Origin of the sequence: Weissella oryzae SG25 (assembly GCF_000691805.2) — a bacterium.
Lineage (GTDB): Bacteria > Bacillota > Bacilli > Lactobacillales > Lactobacillaceae > Weissella > Weissella oryzae.
The window spans coordinates 1-1,963 of sequence record NZ_DF820519.1 but is presented as its reverse complement, the minus strand read 5'-3'; the positions used below and the strand labels follow the sequence as shown (position 1 = coordinate 1,963).

The 1,963-nt window shown below is 38.4% G+C and carries 6 protein-coding genes; all 6 read left to right on the top strand.

The features are described 5' to 3' along the window. Window positions 1–207, top strand: a 207-nt coding sequence (locus TT13_RS10775; RefSeq protein ID WP_045477358.1) for a RusA family crossover junction endodeoxyribonuclease, incomplete at its 5' end; no start/stop codon positions are given. After that, window positions 173–949, top strand: a complete 777-nt coding sequence (locus tag TT13_RS10770; protein WP_202815365.1) for a DNA-methyltransferase — start codon at window positions 173–175, stop codon at window positions 947–949. The genes TT13_RS10775 and TT13_RS10770, both read left to right, overlap by 35 nt. Window positions 950–1,045: 96 nt before the next feature. Beyond that, on the top strand, window positions 1,046–1,420 hold the full coding sequence (locus TT13_RS10765) for a hypothetical protein (RefSeq protein WP_027699947.1): 375 nt from the start codon (window positions 1,046–1,048) through the stop codon (window positions 1,418–1,420). Next, window positions 1,413–1,661 carry a hypothetical protein gene (locus TT13_RS10760; RefSeq protein ID WP_027698802.1) on the top strand — a complete coding sequence of 83 codons (249 nt, stop codon included), beginning with the start codon at window positions 1,413–1,415 and terminating at the stop codon, window positions 1,659–1,661. The genes TT13_RS10765 and TT13_RS10760 overlap by 8 nt, the downstream gene beginning before the upstream one ends. Then, on the top strand, window positions 1,661–1,786 hold the full coding sequence (locus TT13_RS11690; RefSeq protein WP_278279357.1) for a hypothetical protein: 126 nt from the start codon (window positions 1,661–1,663) through the stop codon (window positions 1,784–1,786). The genes TT13_RS10760 and TT13_RS11690 overlap by 1 nt, the downstream gene beginning before the upstream one ends. Before the next feature lie 18 nt (window positions 1,787–1,804). Then, window positions 1,805–1,942: a hypothetical protein gene (locus TT13_RS11445; protein WP_190279680.1), complete on the top strand. Its 138-nt coding sequence runs from the start codon at window positions 1,805–1,807 to the stop codon at window positions 1,940–1,942. Window positions 1,943–1,963 lie beyond the last annotated feature (21 nt).

Genomic DNA, 1,963 nt, shown 5'->3' with positions numbered 1-1,963 from the left:
CCAGTTAAAAAGCCGGATTTATCAAATTACTTGAAGGCATTTGAAGATGGTTTAAACGGTGTCTTTTGGCATGATGATAATCAGATTGTCGAGATTGTAGCCAAGAAGCTCTACAGTGATAAACCATGCATTGTTGTTGATGTAATTGAATTAGAACAAGGCACTAAAGAAGATGTTAAAGGACTGGTTAATCGAAGTGAAAGTTGAATTGTACAACGATAATTTTCAGAATTTCAAATCATATCAGTTACCCAGAGCGCAACTATTAATTGCGGATATCCCATATAACTTGGGAAATAATGCGTATGCAAGCTCAAATCAATGGTATGTAGATGGAGATAACACAAAGGGTGAGAGTGACAAGGCTAATAAGCAATTCTTTGATACAGATAAGAATTTCAATATCGTTGAGTTTATGCACTTTGCCAATCGAATGCTTATTAAAGAGCCAAAGGAAACTGGTAAAGCCCCAGCAATGATTGTCTTTAGTTCTTTTCAACAAATGCCGATGGTGGCCGCATATGGTGAGAAGTATGGGTTTAAGCATTCTTTTCCAATGGTCTTTGTAAAAGATACTAGCCCGCAAGTTTTAAAAGCAAACATGAAGGTTGTTGGTGCAACTGAATACGCAACAGTTCTTTATAGAGATAAGCTCCCAAAGTTCAATAATAATGGCGAGATGATTTTTAACTGGATGCGTTGGGGTCGTGATGGTAAAGAAATACCCAAAGTACACCCGACACAAAAGCCGCAAGGTGTGTTGGAACGGTTAATTGAAATCTTTACAGACAGGGGCGATGTAGTAATTGATCCAGTTGCTGGGAGCGGATCGACTCTAAGAGCTGCGGCAAGTTTGGGTCGTGAAGCCTATGGTTTTGAAATAAAAAAAGATTTCTACAAAGCAGCAAAAGAAAAAATGTTGTTGGATATTCAACCCAGTTTATTTTAAATGTGTAATGTATTGTTAGATTTAAACGTGAAACGGACGCTGATTATTTAGTAAAACTATCAGTCGAGGGTGAGAAGACTGTGAACCCGTTTAAAAATGCCTAGAAAAAATAAATGGTCTTATGAAGAAAGATATGCAGAGTTCTGTGAGCAACTAGAAGCCGGAGCAACTGTTGAACAAATTGCTGACGATTGGGGTTATACAGCTAGGTCGCTAAATGGCAGCAAATATGCTGTTCGTTACCGTAAAGAACATGGTATAGGTAGCGGCCATATAGACGGTGGGCTTTATTTGGGTAATGAAGAACAGTACAACTTTTGGAAAAAAGAAAAAATGCGAATTTTAAGAGAGTTAGGCAGTTATGAGAAGTGGGATGTTGATGAAGCTCAGCCTTTAGTTAAAGAACTGAGAAATGCTTACAAGATGATTAGCAAATACAGCACTAGAAAAAGCGGTGTTGGAGATGAATAAGTATTACTACATTATTCGTAAGTCTGACGGCAAGTTTTGGCAACAAGCTTATGAGCCTAGCGGTAAAAGAATAATGACATGGACTGATAACCAACAGCTAGCTTGGCGAGCACAGAGCCCACAGTTAAAGCGGTGGTTTGTTAGAGAGTTATTCAAAGAAGGAGTTTTAACAATGGAAGATGCAAAATACAACGGTCTCGAAGAGGTCTACTTTGAAGACGTTGATAGGAGAGATTACTGATGCGGTGGCAAATTTGGTTATTTATCTGTGCACATCCTTGGATGATTGTTGGAATGATGATTGTTGGAGCGGCATTAGTTATTTATGGTAGTTGGTTGCTATTAAGTGATAGGAGTAAGTTATGAAAATTGAGGTGGTAGAAGATGGCCACGACTAAACAGAAGCGGGAATTTAGAGTTTCATTAACCAAAAGAACGTTTGAAATTCTACAAGCTAGCAGCCGTGAGAACGATTTAGCAGATGTGATGATTGAACAACAGAAAGCGTTAGGAGTTAAGTAATGGCACAACGACAGATTAAGT